Annotated in this window: 29 protein-coding genes; 7 read left to right on the forward strand and 22 right to left on the reverse strand. The window is 68.2% G+C overall.

All coding sequences use genetic code 11. From position 1 onward, the window contains the following. Positions 1 to 28 precede the first annotated feature (28 nt). From AC3WLZ_RS13030 to AC3WLZ_RS13055, 6 genes are all read right to left on the reverse strand, one after another. On the reverse strand, positions 29 to 1,189 hold the full coding sequence (locus tag AC3WLZ_RS13030) for a cystathionine gamma-synthase (RefSeq protein ID WP_492470314.1): 1,161 nt from the start codon (positions 1,187 to 1,189) through the stop codon (positions 29 to 31). After that, positions 1,186 to 2,274 (reverse strand): pyridoxal-phosphate dependent enzyme, encoded by a 1,089-nt coding sequence (locus tag AC3WLZ_RS13035; RefSeq protein WP_492470315.1) that lies wholly within the window; start codon positions 2,272 to 2,274, stop codon positions 1,186 to 1,188. The genes AC3WLZ_RS13030 and AC3WLZ_RS13035 overlap by 4 nt, the downstream gene beginning before the upstream one ends. Positions 2,275 to 2,335: 61 nt before the next feature. Beyond that, the gene (locus AC3WLZ_RS13040; protein WP_412925340.1) at positions 2,336 to 3,184 is read right to left on the reverse strand and encodes an SDR family oxidoreductase; all 849 of its coding nucleotides are present in this window, start codon (positions 3,182 to 3,184) and stop codon (positions 2,336 to 2,338) included. Between the two features lie 72 nt (positions 3,185 to 3,256). Next, positions 3,257 to 3,574: a hypothetical protein gene (locus AC3WLZ_RS13045; protein WP_412925341.1), complete on the reverse strand. Its 318-nt coding sequence runs from the start codon at positions 3,572 to 3,574 to the stop codon at positions 3,257 to 3,259. After that, on the reverse strand, positions 3,574 to 4,143 hold the full coding sequence (locus AC3WLZ_RS13050) for an Asp23/Gls24 family envelope stress response protein (protein WP_492470316.1): 570 nt from the start codon (positions 4,141 to 4,143) through the stop codon (positions 3,574 to 3,576). Before AC3WLZ_RS13050 ends, AC3WLZ_RS13045 begins: the two co-directional genes overlap by 1 nt. A 4-nt stretch (positions 4,144 to 4,147) precedes the next feature. Further along, positions 4,148 to 4,690 (reverse strand): RNA polymerase sigma factor, encoded by a 543-nt coding sequence (locus tag AC3WLZ_RS13055; protein WP_412925343.1) that lies wholly within the window; start codon positions 4,688 to 4,690, stop codon positions 4,148 to 4,150. Positions 4,691 to 4,905: 215 nt separating this feature from the next. Here AC3WLZ_RS13055 and AC3WLZ_RS13060 point away from each other — a divergent pair, with 215 nt between their 5' ends. Beyond that, positions 4,906 to 5,748: an NAD-dependent epimerase/dehydratase family protein gene (locus AC3WLZ_RS13060; RefSeq protein ID WP_492470317.1), complete on the forward strand. Its 843-nt coding sequence runs from the start codon at positions 4,906 to 4,908 to the stop codon at positions 5,746 to 5,748. Positions 5,749 to 5,817: 69 nt separating this feature from the next. Here the strand turns inward: AC3WLZ_RS13060 and AC3WLZ_RS13065 are convergent, their stop codons facing one another. From AC3WLZ_RS13065 to AC3WLZ_RS13075, 3 genes are read right to left on the reverse strand one after another with little or no spacing between them, the layout of a single operon-like run. Beyond that, a complete protein-coding gene (locus AC3WLZ_RS13065; protein ID WP_412925345.1) occupies positions 5,818 to 6,048 on the reverse strand; it encodes a hypothetical protein in 231 nt (76 codons plus the stop codon). Positions 6,049 to 6,073: 25 nt separating this feature from the next. Continuing rightward, positions 6,074 to 7,630: a hypothetical protein gene (locus AC3WLZ_RS13070; protein ID WP_492470318.1), complete on the reverse strand. Its 1,557-nt coding sequence runs from the start codon at positions 7,628 to 7,630 to the stop codon at positions 6,074 to 6,076. Then, the gene (locus AC3WLZ_RS13075) at positions 7,606 to 8,370 is read right to left on the reverse strand and encodes an ABC transporter ATP-binding protein (RefSeq protein ID WP_492470319.1); all 765 of its coding nucleotides are present in this window, start codon (positions 8,368 to 8,370) and stop codon (positions 7,606 to 7,608) included. The genes AC3WLZ_RS13070 and AC3WLZ_RS13075 overlap by 25 nt, the downstream gene beginning before the upstream one ends. Positions 8,371 to 8,524: 154 nt before the next feature. Here AC3WLZ_RS13075 and AC3WLZ_RS13080 point away from each other — a divergent pair, with 154 nt between their 5' ends. Both AC3WLZ_RS13080 and AC3WLZ_RS13085 read left to right on the forward strand, forming a co-directional pair. Then, the gene (locus tag AC3WLZ_RS13080) at positions 8,525 to 8,812 is read left to right on the forward strand and encodes a hypothetical protein (protein WP_412925348.1); all 288 of its coding nucleotides are present in this window, start codon (positions 8,525 to 8,527) and stop codon (positions 8,810 to 8,812) included. 90 nt (positions 8,813 to 8,902) lie between these two features. Continuing rightward, positions 8,903 to 9,091, forward strand: coding sequence for an alternative tryptophan synthase beta-subunit (locus AC3WLZ_RS13085; protein ID WP_492470320.1), 189 nt, complete (start codon positions 8,903 to 8,905; stop codon positions 9,089 to 9,091). 283 nt (positions 9,092 to 9,374) lie between these two features. On the opposite strand, the gene AC3WLZ_RS13090 is transcribed toward AC3WLZ_RS13085, so the two are convergent. After that, positions 9,375 to 9,587, reverse strand: a complete 213-nt coding sequence (locus AC3WLZ_RS13090) for a DUF6855 family protein (protein WP_492470321.1) — start codon at positions 9,585 to 9,587, stop codon at positions 9,375 to 9,377. A gap of 769 nt (positions 9,588 to 10,356) precedes the next feature. Here AC3WLZ_RS13090 and AC3WLZ_RS13095 point away from each other — a divergent pair. Then, the gene (locus AC3WLZ_RS13095) at positions 10,357 to 10,569 is read left to right on the forward strand and encodes a hypothetical protein (protein WP_492470322.1); all 213 of its coding nucleotides are present in this window, start codon (positions 10,357 to 10,359) and stop codon (positions 10,567 to 10,569) included. A 678-nt stretch (positions 10,570 to 11,247) separates the two neighbouring features. Then, positions 11,248 to 11,445: a helix-turn-helix transcriptional regulator gene (locus AC3WLZ_RS13100; RefSeq protein WP_412925353.1), complete on the forward strand. Its 198-nt coding sequence runs from the start codon at positions 11,248 to 11,250 to the stop codon at positions 11,443 to 11,445. Between the two features lie 14 nt (positions 11,446 to 11,459). Here the strand turns inward: AC3WLZ_RS13100 and AC3WLZ_RS13105 are convergent, their stop codons facing one another. The 12 genes from AC3WLZ_RS13105 to AC3WLZ_RS13160 form a co-directional block, all read right to left on the reverse strand. Next, positions 11,460 to 11,873 carry a PIN-like domain-containing protein gene (locus AC3WLZ_RS13105; protein WP_492470323.1) on the reverse strand — a complete coding sequence of 138 codons (414 nt, stop codon included), beginning with the start codon at positions 11,871 to 11,873 and terminating at the stop codon, positions 11,460 to 11,462. A gap of 9 nt (positions 11,874 to 11,882) precedes the next feature. Then, positions 11,883 to 12,560: a DUF433 domain-containing protein gene (locus tag AC3WLZ_RS13110; RefSeq protein ID WP_492470324.1), complete on the reverse strand. Its 678-nt coding sequence runs from the start codon at positions 12,558 to 12,560 to the stop codon at positions 11,883 to 11,885. A 93-nt stretch (positions 12,561 to 12,653) separates the two neighbouring features. Next, positions 12,654 to 13,028, reverse strand: a complete 375-nt coding sequence (locus AC3WLZ_RS13115; RefSeq protein ID WP_492470325.1) for a hypothetical protein — start codon at positions 13,026 to 13,028, stop codon at positions 12,654 to 12,656. Then, positions 13,025 to 13,177: a hypothetical protein gene (locus AC3WLZ_RS13120; RefSeq protein WP_412925357.1), complete on the reverse strand. Its 153-nt coding sequence runs from the start codon at positions 13,175 to 13,177 to the stop codon at positions 13,025 to 13,027. Before AC3WLZ_RS13120 ends, AC3WLZ_RS13115 begins: the two co-directional genes overlap by 4 nt. 278 nt (positions 13,178 to 13,455) lie before the next feature. After that, complete coding sequence (locus AC3WLZ_RS13125) at positions 13,456 to 14,262, reverse strand: hypothetical protein (RefSeq protein ID WP_412925358.1); 807 nt, start codon at positions 14,260 to 14,262, stop codon at positions 13,456 to 13,458. Positions 14,263 to 14,281: 19 nt separating this feature from the next. Beyond that, entirely contained in the window at positions 14,282 to 14,404 is a 123-nt protein-coding gene (locus AC3WLZ_RS13130; RefSeq protein WP_412925359.1) for a hypothetical protein, read from the reverse strand. 50 nt (positions 14,405 to 14,454) lie between these two features. Further along, positions 14,455 to 14,907 (reverse strand): hypothetical protein, encoded by a 453-nt coding sequence (locus tag AC3WLZ_RS13135; protein WP_412925360.1) that lies wholly within the window; start codon positions 14,905 to 14,907, stop codon positions 14,455 to 14,457. Between the two features lie 281 nt (positions 14,908 to 15,188). After that, positions 15,189 to 15,509: a WhiB family transcriptional regulator gene (locus AC3WLZ_RS13140; RefSeq protein WP_412925361.1), complete on the reverse strand. Its 321-nt coding sequence runs from the start codon at positions 15,507 to 15,509 to the stop codon at positions 15,189 to 15,191. Positions 15,510 to 15,695: 186 nt separating this feature from the next. Further along, positions 15,696 to 16,277, reverse strand: coding sequence for a hypothetical protein (locus AC3WLZ_RS13145; RefSeq protein WP_492470326.1), 582 nt, complete (start codon positions 16,275 to 16,277; stop codon positions 15,696 to 15,698). Between the two features lie 340 nt (positions 16,278 to 16,617). Beyond that, entirely contained in the window at positions 16,618 to 16,800 is a 183-nt protein-coding gene (locus AC3WLZ_RS13150; RefSeq protein WP_412925363.1) for a hypothetical protein, read from the reverse strand. A 32-nt stretch (positions 16,801 to 16,832) separates the two neighbouring features. Continuing rightward, a complete protein-coding gene (locus AC3WLZ_RS13155; RefSeq protein ID WP_412925364.1) occupies positions 16,833 to 17,393 on the reverse strand; it encodes a hypothetical protein in 561 nt (186 codons plus the stop codon). Then, on the reverse strand, positions 17,393 to 17,605 hold the full coding sequence (locus AC3WLZ_RS13160; protein WP_492470327.1) for a helix-turn-helix transcriptional regulator: 213 nt from the start codon (positions 17,603 to 17,605) through the stop codon (positions 17,393 to 17,395). Before AC3WLZ_RS13160 ends, AC3WLZ_RS13155 begins: the two co-directional genes overlap by 1 nt. 133 nt (positions 17,606 to 17,738) lie before the next feature. Between AC3WLZ_RS13160 and AC3WLZ_RS13165 the strand changes: the two genes are divergently transcribed. Together AC3WLZ_RS13165 and AC3WLZ_RS13170 are read left to right on the forward strand one after the other, a co-directional pair. Then, positions 17,739 to 18,500, forward strand: coding sequence for a hypothetical protein (locus AC3WLZ_RS13165; protein WP_412926191.1), 762 nt, complete (start codon positions 17,739 to 17,741; stop codon positions 18,498 to 18,500). After that, the gene (locus tag AC3WLZ_RS13170; RefSeq protein WP_412925366.1) at positions 18,472 to 19,668 is read left to right on the forward strand and encodes a site-specific integrase; all 1,197 of its coding nucleotides are present in this window, start codon (positions 18,472 to 18,474) and stop codon (positions 19,666 to 19,668) included. The genes AC3WLZ_RS13165 and AC3WLZ_RS13170 overlap by 29 nt, the downstream gene beginning before the upstream one ends. Positions 19,669 to 19,706 lie beyond the last annotated feature (38 nt).

Consider the following 19,706-nt stretch of genomic DNA (forward strand, 5'->3'; position numbering starts at 1 on the left):
GCCACCGGTGCAGCGTGGGGACGCCGGGTCAGAGCGAAGCGAGGGCCTGGTCGACGTCGGCCACGAGGTCGTCCGCCGTCTCGATGCCGACCGACAGGCGCACGATCGTGTCGGGAACGGCCAGCTCGGTCCCGCGCACGGAGGCGTGCGTCATGGCATCCGGGTAGTTCACGAGCGACTCCACACCGCCGAGCGACTCGGCCAGCGTGAACAGGCGCGTCGACTCGGCGAAGCGACGCGCGGTGGCGCCGTCGGCGAGCTCGAGCGAGACGATGCCGCCGAATGCGCTCATCTGGGATGCCGCGAGCGCATGCCCCGGGTGCGACGGGAGGCCCGGGTAGTAGACCTTCGCGACGCGGTCGTGCCCGGCGAGGTGCTCGGCGACGGCCTGCGCGTTGGCGCTGTGGCGCTGCATGCGGATGCCGAGCGTCTTGATGCCGCGCGTGGTCAGGTACGCGTCGAACGGACCGGACACGGCTCCGGCCGCGAACTGCAGGAACTGCGTCTTCTCGCCGAGGTCGGCATCCGCGAACGCGAGGGCGCCGCCGACGACGTCGGAGTGGCCGCCGAGGTACTTCGTGGCCGAGTGCACCACGACGTCAGCGCCCAGCGAGATCGGGCGCTGCAGCGCCGGCGAGGCGAACGTGTTGTCCACGACGACGATCGCTCCGGCGTCGTGACCGAGGCGCGCGAGACCCGCGATGTCGGTGATGCGCAGCATCGGGTTGCTGGGCGTCTCGACCCAGACCATGCGCGGCGCGCGCTCCTGGATCGCCGCGGCCACGGCATCCAGGTCGCTCATGTCGACCACGCGGAGCTTGACGCCCCACGGGCCGAGTACCCGCGCGAGCAGACGGTAGGTGCCGCCGTACACGTCGTTGCCGAGCAGCACCTCGTCGCCCGGGACGAGGGCGGCGCGCAGCAGCGCGTCCTCGGCGGCGAGGCCGGACGCGAACGACAGCGCGCGGGCGCCGCCCTCGAGCGCGGCGATCTGCGTCTCGAGCGCCGCGCGCGTCGGGTTGCCGCTCCGGCCGTACTCGTAACCGCCGCGGAGGCCGCCGATGCCGTCCTGCGCGTAGGTCGTGGACAGGTGCACGGGCGGAATCACCGCGCCGGTCGTGGGATCGAAGGCCTGCCCTGCGTGGACGGCGAGGCTGTCGAAGCCGCGGGCGGCGTCGTGGGTGCTCATGCGGAGTGCTCCTGAGAGGTCGGGTCGGGAAGGACGGATGCCACGGGCTCGACGTCGTAGCCGCGCTCCGTCATCCACTGGTCGTCGAAGATCTTGCTGAGGTATCCGCGCCCGTGGTCGGGCAGGAGGACCACGACGACGGCGTCGGCGGGGAGGTCGCGCGCGACCCGCAGGGCCCCCACGACGGCCATGCCGCTGGAGCCGCCGACGAGCAGGCCCTCTTCGCGAGCGAGGCGACGCGTCATCGCGAAGGACTCGGCATCCGAGACCCGCTCGTACGCGTCGACGACCGTGGGGTCGAACGCGGGCGGCCAGAAGTCCTCACCCACGCCCTCGACGTCGTAGCCGTGGATGTCGTCGCCCGAGTAGATCGAGCCGACGGGGTCTACGCCGACGATGCGCACGGACGACCCCGCGACCTCGCGCAGGTAGCGTCCGGTGCCGCTGATCGTCCCGCCCGTGCCGACACCGGTGACGAAGTGCGTGAGCGCTCCGTCGGTGTCGCGCCAGATCTCGGGACCCGTGGTCTCGTAATGGCTGCGCGGGCCGTTGGGGTTGGCGTACTGGTTCGGCTTGAACGCGCCCGGGATCTCGCGCACGAGGCGGTCGGAAACGCTGTAGTACGAGTTCGGGTCGTCGGGCTCGACGTTGGTGGGGGTCACCACGACCTCGGCGCCGTACGCGCGGAGAACCGCGCGCTTGTCCTCGGCGACCTTGTCGGGCACGACGAACACGCAGCGGTAGCCGCGCTGCTGAGCGACGAGCGCGAGACCGACACCGGTGTTGCCGCTGGTCGGCTCGACGATGGTGCCGCCGGAGCGCAGCAGGCCGTCACGTTCGGCCGCGTCGATGATGTTCCGCGCGATGCGGTCCTTGGCGGAGCCGCCGGGGTTGAAGTACTCGATCTTGGCGAGGACCGTGGCGGCGATGCCATCGGTCACCCGGTTCAGACGGACGAGGGGGGTGTTGCCGACGAGGTCGGCGACGCTCTGGGCGTAACGCACGATGGAGTCCTGGGGGTCGATGCGCCCGGGGGCGCGGCTGACGGGGTCGTCGAAGAAGAACGCGGGGCCGTTCAGCGACAACAGCGACAGGTCAGCACGCGGTCAGCATACCCGACGATGTGGCGACTCGGTGACGCACCGCTCAAGCGACGGCGCCGAGGAACTCGTCGAACGTCTGGGCCGGGCGGCCCGTGATCGCTTCGACGTCGCCGGAGACCCGCGCCATGTCGCCGCTGGCGATCGCGGTGTAGGTGCTCACCCACGCGTCGACCTGCCAGCTCGGCGCCCCGTACACGGCGCGCGAGGCGTACGCCTCGTCGAGGGTCTCGTCGACGTAGCGCACGGGGCGTCCGCGCACCGCCGAGATCTTCTGGGCCACGTCCTCCATCGACAGCGCCTCGGGGCCGGTGAGGTCGTACGTCGTGTCGGCGTGCGCCGCCGGGTCGAGGAGCACCGCGACGGCCGTGGCGGCCACGTCCGACCGCGACACGAGCGAGCAGCGGCCGTCGCCCGCGGGTCCGCGGATGACACCGTCGTCGCCGGCGAACAGCTCCATCATGTCCATGTAGAAGTTGTCGCGAAGGAACGTCCACGACATACCCGAGGCGCGGATGACATCTTCGGTGACGGCGTGATCGCGGGCGAGCGTGAACACCGCATCAGGTGCGGCGCCCAGGAACGACGTGTACACGATCGACCGGACCCCCGCGCGCGCGGCGGCATCCACGAACGTCCGGTGGTGCTCCACCCGGTCGGCGGACTCGGACGCCGACACCATGAACAGCGTCTCGACACCCGCGAGCGCGCTGGTGGCGGCCTCCGCGTCCGAGTAACCGGCGACGTGCACCTCCGCACCCTCGAGTTCGGGCGCCCGAGCGGCGTCGCGGACGAGGAGGCGCTGCGGGATGCCGCGGGCCGCGAGGTCGCGTGCCACGCGTCCCCCTACGGCTCCGGTCGATCCGGTCACGGCGATCACGGGGTGCACGGGCATACGTCCTCCGAGGAGCGAGAGTCGGTGCTCTCAGCGTATTGCGCCGCCGCGGGGAGGAGGCCGAGAGACCCCTCAGGATCGGGGGGCGACCAAGCGGGCGACCCGGACCCGCACGGTGTCGTTGGCGGCATCCGCGCCCGCTCGGCGCACCGCTTCCGCGACGGCGGATGCCACCACGGCGCTGTCCTCGTCGACCGAGACGCCGATGCAGACGGTGACGGCACGCTCCCCTGCCTTCTCTTCAACCGCCGCGAGCGATCCCTCCACCTCCGCCATGCGCTCATACGCGCGGGCGACGACGGGACGCGCGGAGTAGGACTCGCGTACGCCTGCCACGGCGGTCACGGCCAGATCGATGCGCGGAGCCAGCTCCGCCGCGGTATCCGTCATCACTCGTCCTCCACATCGACGTGCACATCGCCCACGGTGACATCCACACGGCCCACTCGCAGGTCGCCATGGCGTTCGATCGCCGCGCGGACTCCCTCCCGCATGCGGTCCACGGTTTCCTTCATCGGGTACCCGAACAGCACGCTCACGGTCACCCGGACATCGAGGGGGGCGTCCGGCTCGGGCTGATCGATGCGCACGCGTCCCACGAGGACGCCCTTGATGCCATCGCCGACAGTGCGGATGAGTTCGTAGAGCGCACCCTCGGTGACCACCAACTCGGTCCCGTCGGCCGTGCGGGCCAGCGGAATGTCGCGGCCCGCACGGAACTCGCGCATCACCTCGCGCATGATCTCGTCGTACCAGGACTCCGCCAACGGCTCGGCGGACTGCTCGTCGATGATTTCGCGCGAGAGGCGTCCCATCCGTTCCATGGATGCCAGGAGCGCCTGACATTCGGCATTGCGCTCGATCGCGGGGATCCGAGGAGTACGTCCTCGATCGAGATAGGCGGAGAGATCCTCGAGCGAGTATCCCGAGCCGCCCACGTCATCCACGTCCTCACTCATGCGATCACCTCCACTCCTGCATACGTTCCAACACCGTCTTGCGCGCCCGGGCGAGGCGGCCGCGGACGGTGGCCGCCGTCTCACCGACCTCGGTGGCGATCTCGTCGTAGCTGTGGCCACCGATCTCGCGCAGCACCCACACGACGCGCAGTTCCTCAGGAAGCTCGGCCAAGACCTTCTTCAACGCGTCCATCTGCGACGATGCCACAACCGAGCGCTCCGGGTCATCACCGACGGAGACCATCTCTTCGTCGATCTGCTCCGAGAACTTCCGCGCCCGCATCCGATCGGTGACCTTGCGGGAGACGATCGTGGTCAACCAGCTGCGCACCTTCGCCGGATCGGTGAGGTCGGGGAGCCGCCGCCACGCGGTGATCAGGGCCTCTTGCACGCAGTCGTCGGCATCGGCGCGCGAACCGGTGAGCTTGGTGGCGAAGGCGACGAGGAACGGAGCGTGGCGGCGCACCAGTACCCCGAAGGCGATCTGGTCGCCGTCAGCCGCGCGTGCCGCGAGGAACGCGTCGGTCGCGGAGGACAAAGAGGTCATGCCCGTTCCTGTCAGCAGATGGAGTCGCCGTTCTGTGACGAATCACGAACCCGGCGCGTCCACATAGCGAAACACCCCGTTCGATCCGGCGGAGGGCTCTTGACGAAACACCGGAGTCATGCCATTTCACGCCGCCATGGCCTCCACGCTCGCACGGCCCCGTCGCCGCATGGCGGCGGTAACGTCATGCGCATACCCCCGACCGAAGGACGCTCATGCGCATCGCACTCACCGGCTCGTCCGGAAAACTCGGCACCGTCGTCGCGCGGGAGCTCCGCGCGGCCGGACACGAGGTGATCGGCCTCGACGTCCGCGGTGAGCGCGGACCGGGTTTCGTCCAGGTGGAACTCACCGACTACGGCCAGGTCATCGACGCGCTGGCGGGCGTGAACGACCAGCACGACGGCATCGACGCCCTCGTGCACCTCGGCGCGATCCCCGCGCCCGGCATCCGGTCCGACGTCGCGACCTTCCACAACAACATGGTCAGCACGTTCAACGTGTTCTGGGCCGCCGTGCGTCTGGGCATCGACCGCATCGTCTACGCCTCGAGCGAGACGGTGCTGGGCCTGCCGTTCGACATCGACCCGCCCTACATCCCCGTCGACGAGGACTACGCCCCGCGTCCGGAGTCGGTGTACTCCCTCGTCAAGGTGCTCGAGGAGCACCTGGCCACCGAGCTGGTGCGCTGGCATCCGGACCTGTCGATCACGGCGCTGCGCTTCTCGAACGTCATGGTGCCCGAGGACTATGCCGAGTTCCCCTTCGACACCGACGCCCGCGCGCGGAAGTGGAACCTGTGGGGCTACATCGACGCGCGCGACGGCGCGCAGGCCGTCCAGCGCGCGCTGGAGAACGCCCCCGCCGGCTTCGACCGCTTCATCATCGCCGCCGCGGACACCGTGATGACGCGGCCCAACGCGGAGTTGGTGGCGGAGGTCTTCCCCGACGTCGAGACGCGGGCCGACCTGAGCGGCACCGACACCCTGCTGTCGATCGACAAGGCGCGGCGACTCCTGGGCTACGACCCGCAGCACTTCTGGCGCGACCACCGCTGAGGCGAGGCCGGGCGACCGACGTCGACGTACCGGATGCCGAGCGTCCCCGCCGCGCCGGGAAGCTCGCGGCTAGACCTCGCGTCGTGGCGCGGTTCCCGGCCGAGCAGCCCGACGGGAGTAGGTCCAGTAGAAGATCGGCGTGAGCACGAGCGTGATGGATGCCATCGCGATGACGATCGTCAGCACCTGGTGCTGGCTCATGAGCGCGACGATGAGGTACCCGCAGCTGGCGGCCAGCGCCATGAGGAAGCTGTTGAACCAGAGGCGGCCCTTGCTGGCGGCGGGGGTCGATGACGACATGCGTTCTCCTGTCATGGGGGGTGGATCAGCGCGAGGCGAAGGCCGCGAGAAGACGTTCGGGATGCCGATCGAGGTAGGCCCCGCTCGCCCGCGTGGAGACGACGGCCGCGACGGCCGCCAGCACGAGCGCCGCGCCGAGGACGACCGCGACCGGGATGACGGGCTGCACCCAGGTGTTCATCCAGCCGATGCCGTACACGATGGCGAACGCGAGACCGAAGGCGGCGAGCATTCGGACCGACAGGGTGCTGCGGTCGCCCTGCGGAGCCTCCTGGTCGTACGGATTCCACGCGCTGCACGCGGCGCCGACCGCGAACGAGAGCAGCAGGGCGGCGGGCGCGGAGACGAGCGCGAGAGGGACCTGATCGGCGAACCCCGTCGCGATGCCGAGACCGATCGTGAGCAGAGCGACGCCGGGGACCAGGAACAACGAGACGGCCAGAAGCTTGCCGCGCAGCACGCTGGCGAGGGACCCGCCCGTCTGGACGGTGAGCTCTACCCCGCGGCCGTCGAAGCCGAACAGGTTCAGCAACGCGCTGGCGCCCATCGCCACCGAGCCGACGGCGACGGCGAACGGCAGGCCGGTCGCGTGCACCTGCGCGCCGGCGAACATGACCCCCACGACCGGCCCCAGCACCACGAACTGCGCCGCTCGCGGCGCGCGGAAGAAGTAGTAGCGCAGATGCTGGCTCGCCGCCGCGAGAACGGGCCCCGCGCGGAACCCTCTCAGCACGAGGGGCACCAGCGTCAACCCGGCCGCCGAATGGCGGTGACCGGATGCCACGGCCCTCGCCGTGTGCCCCTTCACGTGGAGGCGCAGAGCGAAGCCCCAGAGCATCACCGCGATCCCGATCGCGGTGATCACGACACCCACCCGCGCGATCGCGCCGACCGCGTCGCCGCTCTCGAGCACGTACGCCAACGCTCCCGCGGCACCCGGAGGCGTCCAGGTGAGGATCGCGACGAGGATGGCTCCGGCATCCTCGGCCGCTCCCAGCAGGGGACGGAGAAGGTGGGGCAGGACGTACAGCGTGAGGATCACAAGCGTCGATAGGACGACGGCGACGTCCCGGCCTCGCCGCGCCGTGAGCGCCTCGGCGAACAGCGCTCGCACAGCGCAGGACGAGGCCACGCAGAGCACCGTGAACAGCAACGCCGCACCGACGGCCACGGCCCGATCCATCAGCCCGACGTTGGTCGCGGCGACTCCTCCCGCCGCGGTGAGGAACGTCGCGGCGGCGGTCGGCGACGCGAGACCGCCCAGGAGCAGGCCCGTCACCTGCTGGGATCGCGTGAGCGGGTACTGCTCGAGCACGGCCGGGTCGACGATGTTCGACGTCGGCACGGGGACGGCCAGGGGCAGCACGATCCAGCCGCCGAAGACCGCGACGAACAACAGCAGGACGAGCAGATCGCCGAACGGGGAGGCTCCCGAGTCGAGGAAGGCGACCAGAAATCCGCCCGCGAGACCGACGAGGATGCCCAGCGCCCACGCGAGCACGAAGACGACGATGCCGAGGCTCGACGTGCGCGCGCCGCTGATCTGGAGCGCAAGCTTCAGGCGGGCGAGGACGAAAGCCACGACAGATCTCCTTCGGCGAGCTCGCGCCCACCGACGATGTCGACGAACGCGTCCTGCAGCGACCCGCCGTGCGAAAGCTCGGCCACGGTGCCTTCGGCGACCAGGGCGCCGTGGGCGATGATCGCCACGCGATCGCACAGCTTCTGCACGACGTCGAGAACGTGGCTTGAAAACACCACGGTCCCGCCGCCCTCGCGGAACCGCTGCAGCATCTGCTCCATCACCTGGGTGTTGACCGGATCGAGGGCACCGAACGGCTCGTCCAGGATGAGCACGCGCGGAGCGTGGAGCATCGCCACGGCCAATCCGACGCGCTTGGTCATACCGAGGGAGAAGTCCGCGATGGGCCGCCCGGCGTCCGCCTCGAGATCGAGCACTCGCAGCAGGTCGTCTCCGCGGGTGCGGATGTCGGCAGCCGACATTCCTCGCAGCATCCCCGTGTAGTCCAGCATCTCCCGCGCCGTCAGGCGACCGAAGAGGGATGGATTGTCGGCGACGTAGCCGAGCACCGCTTTCGCCCCTCGCGGATTCGGCCATACGGCGAGCCCGGCGACCTCGATCGATCCGGCATCGGGTTCGAGAAGTCCGGCGATCATGCGGATCGACGTCGTCTTCCCCGCGCCATTGGGTCCCGCGATGCCGTAGAACGTCCCCTGGGGAATCGTGAGATTCAGACCGTCGACGCTCGTCACGTCACCGAACTTCTTGACCACCGCCGTGGCCTGGATAGCCGCCCCCATGACGCCGAGATTAGGGGAGACGCCCGAGCCGACACGTGGATCTCGCCAATCGGCCGAGATCTGCGTGTCGCGGCCTGCGAGGACGGGCCCCCGTCCGATGTCTGCGGGCCGAGGTACCGTTGCGGCACTCGGCCGGAGAAAGGTTCCGGCACACGTGACCCACTGGCACCCCATCCTCGCCGCGGTCGAGGGCCCGACCGGGACGTGGCGCATGATCGACCCGCACGGGCATGAGTACGGGCGCGTGGAGATCCGGCGCGTCTCGCCGGAGGACCGCGTCGTGTACAAAGCCGTGCACGGTGACGAGATCATCGGGTGGGCGACGACGCTGCGGCTCGCATGCTTCAACGTTCACATGGCTTTTCTTGCATCCTTGCGCCCGGGCGGTGCTCCCGCCGCGGACTGGGGTGAATTGACAGGAAATGGTCGACGGCCGGGTTGATAGCCCATTCAAGGTTTTTGTTTACTCCTCGGCAACCTCCAAATTTCGCGAATGGATCCCACCGGTGCCACGATGTGATCGGGAAAATTGATGGCACGCGTCCGCACCATTACGCACGGATACCGGCTCGCAACCGGGTGGGAGAAGATCGACAAGCGTCCCCTGACGCCCGAGGTCGCCCACGAATTGCGATCCCACGGGTACACCATGGTCGTCGCGAAGCGGGGGCTTTTCGACGCGCGAGAGATTTCCCTCAACCAGCTGCCGCAAGGTCGCTGAGAAGATTATCTCGCCTAATTTAAAAATACGCTGATTAAACTAGTATCGCTAATATGCAGCACGATTGACACAGGAATGGACAGCCCGGGATGACAGCACCGTCACCCCGGGCTTTCCTTGTTCTGGACCGCACACCAGGACGTATTCAGCGCGACCGTTCCGGAAGCGTCGGCGCGTCTCAGAGGCGCGTCTGCGGGCGCACGAGACCCCGGGTCGGTGGAGTCGATCGCGAGTTCGCGGGCATGGCGGGGGTGCCTTAGACGGGTGTATGCCGCGGGAGGGATCAGATCGCGCGCATGCGGTTGTTGCGCGCGTCGTGAGTCACCTCGGCGAGCCCGAGCGACTCCCCCAGCGGCGGCAGATACATGCCGAGTCGCCCCCGGTAGCCCCCGCGGGTGCCGTACCAGCCGCCGATGGGGTCGGATGCCGATCTCCCCGACGCCTCGACGGTGTCTTCGGCGACCGGCTTCTGCTCGTCCGCCGCCCCCAAAGGCACCCACCCGCCCTACGCGAGGAGCCCCGCACGGAGGTCGTCGATCGCGCGAGCGTGATAGGTCAACCGCCCTCGGGCTCTTGGCTCGCCCTGGCGCGCATCTGTCGTCGGAGACGGGCTCGCCAGGGCCTTTTAATCACCCACACCGCGGCCGTGCGGGCGCGGGTCTCAACGCCCGCCAAATCGACGCGAATCGAATACGAGCCCACTCGGGGGACGTTGACGCCGCTTGCGCAATGCCCGTGCAGCGCACATCCACGAAAAGTCCTCTCACGACGGTCGGTGCGGGAGGCCCAACCCCAGCGCGATAGCCATGCCGGGCGGATATCGCAAGGCACTGCTGTTGCGACATCCGCAAATTCGTGCGAGCTAACCGCAGGTCACGTCGCGATTCAGTCGTCACTGAGAACTACCGAAGATTTCCGGGCCCTCCCATTTGGCTGCACGCGCACAAATATGGCCGACGACGCGACCGAGGATGAAGCAGGAGGGTGAGATGAACATGTGCCGAAGGTTGACCATTGTCGGAGCCGTCCCGCTTGTGATGGCACTGGTGGCGTGCGCGCCACCGGCCCCGAGCCCATCCCCGACGCCTACTACCGCGATATCGACGACGCCCGCTAGAAGCACCACTGACGGAGAACATTTCGCTGGCCAAGGAGAGAAGATCCTGGAGCAGTATCCCCGTGCGGTCCCTGCTGGGAACTTCTCCGGGAACAGGGACGAAACCGTCGCGCTACCCGCGACCGATCTCAACACTCCCGTTGAGGTCGTGCTTCTTCTCACCTGTACCGGCACGAACGCGTACTCGATCGCTGTGGAACAGGCGCACTCGAACAGCGTCGGCGCCACGTGCGGCACGGCGGGCACCTCGATCGCCGCGGTGCCACTCGACGACCCGTCGCAGCCGACGACTCTGCAGATCAACGTCCCGGACGGGAGCGATTACTGGCTCACCACTTACTACACACGAAAGGACGGGTGAGAAATGAACACGGCAGGTCAACGATGGGCACCATCTCGGCTCGGCAAACCAACGAAGCACTCGTGACCACGCGCTTCGATGCTGCCGAGCACTCGGAGTCCCGCGATGCGCAGAAAGTCACGGGAGGAGATACGGCGATCGTTTGAGTAGGACAGTCAACCTGTCCGAGATGTAGCGGGAGCGGGGCTTGAACCCGCGACCTCACGATTGTGTATCCCGCCGAATCGAGGGTTATTGCGGGGTATCGCTGCGTCCGTCTGCCCAGCACGCCCATGGCCTGTCTAGATCAGGTGCTATCAGCGATTGTCCTCCAATCTGCGGGGTAGATGCGGGGTTCTCTCGCTGTCGTTCTTCCTCCGCGCGCAGCGCAGCCTCATAGTCCTGCTGCTCGATCGCGTCGCGCATGATGATGGCTGCGGCTCGTAGCCGCTCGGCGGGGGTCATGTCCTGGATCCTCATGCGCACCACGATCCCTCATTTCGGATGAGGGATCGCGCGCACGGGGTCGCGGAGCGCGATCCCGCTCGTCTCGGATCGATCCGCCTGGCGGATGGTATCCCTGGCCACCCAACCGCTCGATCGTGAGGGGGGATGCAGAGTGCGCACCCCCTACACCTGCGCGAAGGGGGATCCGAGATAGATCGGCCCCCTGGTGGCGTGATTCGGAATCATGGGACGATGCGCGACGATCGATACCTCTCGCCGGCGATGGTGTGCGAGCTCATCCCTGGGATGACCCTCGACATCCTCGCCGTCCGGCGCCACCAGAGGCTGATGCCTCCGTACTACAAGCCGAGCGGCAACACCGTCGTCTACCGAGAATCCGAGATCCACGAGTGGGTCGCCAACTCTCGTGTGGAGACGCGATGTGGGTAGATGCGGCCGTCCGTTTATGGGTACTTCAGCGGCACTCGACGAAGTCGCTGCGCGCCGACTGCGAACACATAAGGGCCGGCCTTGTCGGCGAGCCTGTGGATCCGCGCTTCGTTGGCGACGAGCCACTCAAGCATGGTGGGACCCGTCACGCTTGAGCTGCTGAGGACGAAGACCTGCGCGTCGTTCATGTACACGGTCTGAGCTTCGATCGCGACGCGGGCGATGCGTTCATCCTTCGACAGGCACACCTCCCCAGCACGTGTGGCGTCCTCGATCCATTGTGTGTCCGCGAGCTGCTGACCAGCCTCGCTGCCGTATCGCTCGTTCATCGTGGTCACTGACCACCCTCGCTCGCGGAGCCCGTTCGGGACGACATGGGCGCCTAGGCCGCGATCGACGAAGAATCGCACGTCGCCCACCTGCCCCACGGTGCAGACCTACGCCGCCAGCGACAGCAGCGATCGGACGGCTCGTTCCGGCACCTCGTAGTCCATCGCGACGCTGCCAGTGCTCTCCCCAGCCCGCAGCCGACCCACGATGTCCGACACACGGACGCCTGTCCCAGCGAGCGTGGGCTGCCCGAAGTTGCGCAAAGGATGGATGTCGATCTGCGCGGCGGCACCTACCGACATCTCGATCTGCTCGGCGTACCCGTTGCTGTACGTGATGGTCTGCAGCCGCTCGGCAACGACGTCGCGAAAGACGGCCTGTCCGTTCGAGTAGACGACCAGGCCCGACTCGTCCCCCCGGTCCTGCTCGTGCTCCCAGAGGATCACAGCACCGTCGGTCTTCAGTCGACGGCTGGCCAACGCGTACTCAACGCCGAGATTCTGACGGAGAGCCGTCACAGTGTCGCGGATGTGCGGCATCGTCACGCCCGTATCGAGCAGGGTTCGCACGACGTAGGCCTCGGCGAGCGACAGGAAGGGGACGCTGTATCCGCGGCCGCTGCGCACGCCCGACACCAACGGAGGCATCGGCCGGCCCTGAGCCGTCGTGTACCCGCGGGTCCAGCGTTGGAAGGTGGACGGCTTGGCGCGCAGGATGCGAGCGACCTCGGCCTGCGAGTACAGGGGGGTCGTGAGCCGATCGAGCGGCTCGCCGTCGGGGAGCATGGTCGGAGATTATCAGGGACCACCCCCATGGCGTCCGACCGTGAGATCGCGAGCCGCCAGGATGGTCCGACCACACTCGGTCGGTCGGACCCGTTACGCGTTGAGTCGCGCCTGGAAGGCGTCGCGGTATGCCTGGTCCCGCCACGGCCACAGCGCGGCCTCCCCGACTGCGGCGCGGCAGACGTAGCCGTCCTCACGGACCATGAGAACGTCGATGTCAGACGCGCTCTCCGCGGCGGTGAGGTTCCCGCGGGGATGCGGCTTCGAGGGGTCGGACGGGTCGACGCAACGGAACTGTCGCGCCTCCGCCGGCAAGCCTTCGGGTCGCGTGATCTCGAGCCGCCACGTCGACCACGAACCCGCGATGACGCGGAGATTCGGTGCGGCCGTCGTCGTAGGCATGTCGGCGAGGTCAATGTCGGCGACCATCGGGGCGCCGCGGTACTCGAACCGGTAGAGATCCGTCATTGGATACCCATCACCCCCAGGCGGAGGGCATGCAGGCCGCCGTCCGCATCGACGTAGAGCGCGTAGCCGCCGGTCAGGACGAGTGAGCGCCAGGCTTCGCGCACCTCCTCCACGGTGTTGTGAAACGTGATCTCAGGTGCGTCAGGCATTGCTCGATTCCTTCCTGGGCCGATACGGGCTCCCGGGGGCCGCCGTGAAATCCCCAGACTTGTACAAACTGCGAACACGAGCCTCTGCCCGCGCTCCGTCCCCTGGGGGCGAGGGGTCCCCGGGTGGGGGTCGGCGCCGCGGCGTGGTGGCCGCGGCGCCGTGGTCGCGCAGGGATCCTCGTGGCGGGTTGTCCCTTCGTTCCCGGGTCCAGCAGGAGGTGCACCGTGGGGTGGAGGCTGGGGGTGACGTTGACGCGACGCATGGTGACGAGCAGACCTCAGTAGTCCGTGAGGCCGAGTGCTGCTCGTGCGGTCTTCTCGGCGGCGTTGGCATCCTCGGACGCCCACCGGTCCTGATCCGACGTGTTGCCGTACGGGATATGCGGCTCGGTCGGGATGTGCAGGTTGGGGCGTCCGGCGGCGACGGCGCGCGCGACGCGCATCGGGCGACCTGAGGAGGCGAGCGTGTCCCAGTACGCCTGCACGTCTTCGAGCATCGCCTCGAAGGGGTGATAGTCCCTCCCAAGGTCGAGCACTCCGGCCTGGTGGAGGGTGCTGATCAGGTCGGCGATCGCCCTCCACGTCTGCGCATCCCGCTCGAGCTGCGTGTACGTGTCCCCGTGGCCGAGGCGGGCTGCATCTCCGATGCTCATCACCCCGTAGGGGATCGTCTCCGCGGCCTCCACGATCCGGGCGGCGACTTCGTCGAATCGGGGGCGGAGGATCGCGAGGATGTCGGAGCGGCGGAAGATGCGGACGGCATCCCCGTGCAGCTCGTCGGCGGCGTTGTCGTAGAGGTTGGCTACGTTCGCGGCGTGCTCGGTGTTCTGGGCGTGCGCAGCGCGGTCGACGGCCACGATCACGGCGTCCTCGTCGTCCAGGTTGATCGTGGCGAGGAGCCGGCGTCGCCCGGCCGTGTGGGCCTGGTGTGCCTTCTCCTTAATCTTGAGGATGCGGTGCGCGCGCTCGTTCGCGGCGATCACGCCGGGGAACGCGTCGGCGATGTTCACGCCGATGTCTTCGATGGTGTCGAGCCACTCGATCAGATCGAGGTGCTTGCTCTCGTTCACGAGGTAGTTGGCCATGTGGGGTGTCCTGTTCGTGTCAGCGGCCGATGGCCTGGTCGAGGATGTCGTCGACATCGCTGGTGCGCCCGAGCGCGCGGTCGACGACCTGATCCGGAGTCAGATCGTCCACCTCGTCGCGGTCTCGTTCGTTGTCGGTCATGGGGCGTCCTTTCGGAGGTGAAGGTGTCCAGTAGTGGACACCTCGGATGTTCAGGCGGTGTGCTGCTCCACTAGTACGGGGGTGCTGGTCTTCTCGAACGCCTCACCCCAGAAGCCGTCGTCGTCGCCGTCATGGGCGGACCACTCGCATTGCTGGCACGCGTACCAGGTGCGGCCGTGGCCGTCGCGGGGCGGGGAGACGATGACCGTCTTGAAGTCGCACTCTGGACACGGGTTCGCTGCCCAGCGTCGGCGGTCGCGGATTGGCCAGCGTGCTGCAGCTCGCGCGAAGGTCCAAAACGTCGGGTTGTCTGGCATCTCGAGCGCCATCATCAGCGGCCACCACTCGGCGACAGATTGAGGATCGTTCGCGAGGTCGTCGAATCGGGCGAGGATCCCGCCCACGATCAGTCCCGCGGCATCCCGGGTCTGCTGTGCGTCCGCCGACGCGGGGAACCCCTCTCCTTGGAGGATGATGCCGAGGTCGCGGAGCGCGTCGAGCATGTCGACGCTGGTGGGGGCCTTCTCGGCCGGGTCGGAGCGGCCTCGTGCGTGGCTGAGGCGGTGTGCGGAGGTGAGATGGGATCGTTCGCGGATGTGCTCGATCAGCTCCGGCGCGGTCTGGAAGGCGGACCACAGGCGGCCGTAGCAGTAGGCGCAGACTACGACGCCGTCTCGTGCCGGGCGTGGCTTGCAGCCTCCGCACTCGCCATCGTCGCGGCCGTAGTCTTCACATGCTGCGAAGTGCTCGCCCCGCTGAGTGCACCCGCGCGCGCAGTCCCCGGTCACATGGTCTCCTCGTCGTCGATCGGATAGGCCACGCCCGCCCAGAAGCCCGCCAGCGGTCGCGCCGCAGTGGCGTAGGCCTCGCACGCCCGCCACACCCGGCAGGCGGCGCACACGGCGCTCAGCGCGGCGACGTCGGGCGTGTGGGAGGTGAACCGGGCATCGTCCGCACACGCGGCGGGAAGGCGGCCGAGAACGGCCGTCAGCGCGTCCAACTCGGCAGGTGCAGCCCGCGTCTTCGGTGCGGCCGGCTCGGCTACCTCCGCCACCGGGACGGTCAGGATCCCGGCCACCACGGCCGGGGGACGAAACCCCGTCACCGGGCAGACTCAGGACGACCTGCCGCGCGCCCGTCATCGCGGCGGCCGCACCCACACCAGCCCGACACCGGGTCGAAGCTGTGGCGGTGGGTTCGGACGCTCTGGATGCGGGCTGGAGCTGGTCGGGGTGCCAGGCGGATACCGCCGCCCAGGCCACCGCCGAGCTCGGCGTATGCGTTGCTGCGCTCATCCATCGTCGTCTCCGTTCTGTGGTTCCGATCGCTTCTTTCGCAGGGCTGCCAGATGTGTCATGCGCGCATCCCCGCACAGCCCGCAGGGGATCCCTCCCGACCCTGAAGGCATGTGCTCGGGGCAGAAGCTCGGGGGCAGGTCGTCGGGATCGAGTCCGGACGTGTCCCCCCACGGGAGCCCGCCCCCTCCCTCCCCCCCTCTTATCGGTACGCCGTCCGGATGCCGTCCGGACGGTTCCGACAGGGGCGGCGGGGGTGGGATCTCCGAGCGCTTCGGCTTCTCCGGGGGTGTGTGATACCTCGATGTCACCTGGAAGTACTGCCGCCCGGCGACGACGTAGCTTCGAATGAAGCCGATCTCTTCGAGCACGAGCACGCTCGTCTCGATCACGTCCTCGCTCGTCCACTGATCGTTCGTGAACGCCTGCCCCTTGATCGAGCGGACGTTCAGCCGCGCCCGGCCCTCGTCGTCCGCCAGCATCCGCAGCGCGATCGCCACGAACCGCACGGTCGGCGTCTGTTCGCCGAGATCCTCGTCCTGCATCTCCTCCGGAGTCAGGAACCGTCGTTTCGTCATGGGCATAGCGCAGCGTCCCCGCCAAGATCGTGTCGACGGCGCGGTTCACGTCCCACCCGTCGACCCAGAAGCATTCCGTCCATCCGGACCCGTCGTGTAGGAGCAGGTCGGCTCCCTCGACGGCGGACGCGAACCGAGGCTCGAACTTCTTCCGCATGGCCTGCAGCGCGCCACGCTCCCACGACGCGGGTGTGTCCGGGTAGAACATCACCACGCGCGGGGAACCGACGCCGCGGCGGCACAGCTCCCGCAGGCGCCGCTCCGAGCCGCATCGTCCGACCTTCATCACGTCGAAGTCGGCCCAGTAGACCGCGTACAGGTAGGCGAGCTTCCGCACGGGTCACCCGTTCTCCTTCTGCTGGCGATCGTCGACCAGCGCCGTCGCCGCGGCCGCTCGGGACGGGTGCAGACCGGTAAGAGGCCCGCCGCGCCGGCGGATCGCCTCCCATCCGTCCGCGCCTCGCCGCACAGTGCCGACGTAGTCCCCGCGATAGGTGACCGACTGCAGGCCCAGCCCTGGCATCGCCGAGAAACGACACTGCGCTCCCGACGAACTCACCGAGTCACCAGCCTGGGGTTCACGACCGCCGGGGTCGTCTGGTCGATCATCATCTCGAGCTCAAGCTGGATTAACGGGTCACTGACGGGAGTGCCGAGCATCACGTACTCGACCCAGCGCCGACGGTCCTCCGGGTAGCGTCGCCGGTACATCACTCCCACCGCCTTGCAACGGGAGAACAGGACGCCCAGGTCACCGATGCGGCTCGCCCGTTCCTTCGCGCGCGCGCGATCCTCGATCGTCGCGTCCGCGAAGTGGGCCAGCGTGTAGCCCGCCGAACCGGACAGCCGCGCGATGCGAAAGTGCACTCGAAGCAGGAGAGAGCCTCCCGCGTTGTCGGAGTAGTAGACGTGGTTCGGGGCGTCGCTGCCGCTGATCCGGAGCGCCCCCTCGCGCATCTCGTCCTTCTGTGCCAACATGGTGATATTCATTTCGGTGCCCTCCTGGGGTGCTATACCCTCGCGTCCGGTTGCCGCCGGCGCGGGGGTTTCTTCTTGCGCGAGATCCGCTCGCGCGGCGGAGACGGTTGCGAACTCGCCGACGTCGTGGCCATGCATCAGGCTCGACCGCCGCCCGATTCGAGCGACTCGAGCCAGCGAAGGACGTCTTCCCGCAGGTATAGGCAGCGAGATCCCGCCTTGCGGAAGCGCGGGCCCTTCCCTTCCACGGCCCACCGAGCGAGGGTCGGCATCGAGATGCCCGTGAAGTCCGCCACGATTTTTCGGGTTGCCACTGCGGGTAGCTCCGCGATTTCGGATACCGTCGCCACGACTATCTCCTGTCTTCCAATGACGAGCGACGTGACGCAAGATAGTCAGTCGCTGACTGTTCGTCGAAGTCTGCCACGTCATGCACGGAGTAGTCAACTGTGACGGTTGTCGATATCTGGGTATAGTCAGCGCGTGACTAACTCTGCCTCGCTCGCCGCCTGGGAATCGGAGTACGCGCTGCGCGTCGTGCATTCCGTGAACGAGCTCAGGAACTTCATGGGACTCTCCATCCCCGCCTTGCGGGACCGCCTAGAAGAGGTGGGGTGGAAAGTCGGTCTGGACACCCTCAATGGCATCCTCAGCACGAAGAAGCGCAAATCATTCAGTGTTGGCGAGATCTTTAGCTTCGCGAGCGCGCTGCGCGTGCCGCCCGAGTTCATCCTTCTCGGCCTGCCTTCGGCTGAGGACTTGCCTGAATCACCCATGCTCCCTGACGCGTCAGTTTCGGGAGCGTTGCGATGGTTGCGCGGAGCGTCCGATTCGGTGCTCCGTGGCTCCTATCTGAATCCGCTCGAGACGTACGCGCGCCTTCTCGCAGACATACGGCGAGAGAACGCCATCTGGCACCTCGGCGGGGAGGCGCGTGTTCGCGATGAGCCCGGCGGGAGCGTGCGGACCATCGATTACCTGATCGACCGCATGCGGGCGCAGCTCGATCATTGGCTTGCGAATATGACGGCCGGGGCATTGGTTCCTCAGCTCCCCGAGCCCCCGGCATCGTTGCGACCATACCTGGAGCGCCTCGAGTATCCGGACGCCCCCATAGCTGACTTGCTGGACGAGCGCACGGTGCGCGTCGTAGGCGAGGACATGGATCGTCTGGAGGCGGCGCAGCGAGAATTCGAACGACTGAAGGCCGCGAGCGATGGTCCGTCCACGAACGCCGCTGAGTAGCTACGGCGTCATCTCCGTCCAGGCCGTCGAGTACGTCGAAGGGGCGACTGGGCGGAGAGCGCTCCGGGTCAAGCCAGACGCCGACCGGCGAAAGCATCAGCTCTGGCGCGCCCGCACGAGATACCGATTCGAGGACGGAAAGTCTCGGCAGGTGGAGCGGTTCGGCGGGTCGGCCGCGAAGGCGGAGAACGCGCTCAAGGAAGCCCTCAAGACCGTACAGGCCTCGACCAGGGCGGACGTGAAGCGGGAGACCCGGCTCCGGGATCTGGGCGAGCGGTTCCTGGCGGCGAAGGCAGGCCGGGCGCCGCGCACGGTCGAGACGTACGAGCGTGCCGTCCGCAAGATCATCTCTCCCCGCATCGGAGACCTCGCGGTGAGCGAGGCGACCCCGGACAGGCTGCAGCGGTTCCTGGAGTCGATCACGGCCGAGGTGGGGGTGGGGACAGCAAAGACCGTCCGGTCCGTACTGTCCGGGATGCTGGGGCTCGCCACGAGGGCAGACGCCGTCCGGTCGAACCCCGTGCGGGAGTTGGCGCCGCTCGAGCAGAAAGCGCAGGGCGCAACCCCTATACCTCTCGCGGACCTCGCCGGCATCCTCGCGAAGCTCCGCGCTGACGAGCGCGCAAAGGCGATCGACCTCGTCGACCTGGTCGAGTTCGTCGCGGGCACCGGAGTCCGCATCAGCGAAGCGTGCGCGCTCGCCTGGGACGACGTCGATCTCGAGGCGGGCACAGCGACGATTCGGGCGAATGCCGTGCGCGCTACCGGCCGCGGCGTGATCCGGCAGACCCACACGAAGACGGACGCTGGCACGCGCCGCATCCGCCTTCCTGGGAGCGTCCTCGGCATCCTGGGCGACCGGCGCGTCCGCGGCGGACCGAACTCGCATGGGCTCGTGTTCCCGACCGTGCTCGGGAACCTCCGCGACCCACGCAACACCGCGAGGGACTGGGCGCTCGCCCGCACCCGGCTCGGGATCGCCGACTACACGTTCCACAGCTTCCGGAAGACCGTCGCAACGGCGCTCGATCAGGCAGGCCTCACGCCCCGCGACATCGCGGAGTACCTCGGGCACGCGGACCCGTCGCTGACGATGGGCACGTACATGTCGAAGACGGTCGGCGGAAACCGGGCAGCGGACGCCCTCGACGCGGTTCTCGGCGCGTAGGCTTGCACATCTGTCACATCTGTCTCATGCTTAGGCCA

This window comes from Microbacterium sp. FW305-3-2-15-F-LB2, assembly GCF_058787255.1.